The 594-nt window shown below is 45.8% G+C and carries 1 protein-coding gene; it reads left to right on the top strand.

Going from position 1 to position 594, the window contains the following annotated elements:
- Positions 1–594 (top strand): response regulator (locus A3762_RS04045; RefSeq protein WP_156493218.1); only part of this gene is annotated, 594 nt, incomplete at both ends.

Raw genomic sequence — 594 nt, 5'->3', positions numbered from 1 at the left:
CGATCTAAATATGCCCGTCATGGATGGCTATGAAACACTCGAGATGATTTCATCGCTAGACCTGCCTTGCATGAGCATTGTTGTATCGGGCGATATTCAGCCTGAGGCCAATGCTCGCGTAAAGCGCTTGGGAGCGATCGATTTTCTCAAAAAGCCAATAGACCAAGGGCAATTAATCAGCCTATTGGAAGATTTTGGGCTTTATCGTACAGCCAATGAAGCATCCGCAAATCCGAACGTCAAAGATGCAATCAACAGCATCACTAGCATCGATTATCGCGAATACATGCAAGAGGCTAGCAACGTCGCAATGGGGCAAGCCGCGGATCTTCTTGCTCGCTATTTGAACGTATTTGTAAAATTACCTATTCCTAACGTTAACATCATTGATGTTGGCGAACTGGAAATGGCTCTGGCTCATACCGAAGAGACATCCAGCTATTCGGCTGTATGCCAAGGCTTTATTGGTTCAGGCATTTCTGGAGAGTCGCTGCTCATCTTCAACGACTCTTGCTTTAAGGACATGGCAAGCCTTCTGAATTTTCAGGGCGAGATCGATAGTAAGGCAGAACTTGAATTGCTAATGGAAATGGC

The sequence above is a fragment of the Oleiphilus sp. HI0125 genome (assembly GCF_001635355.1).
This window is presented reverse-complemented; position numbering and strand designations above follow the sequence as displayed.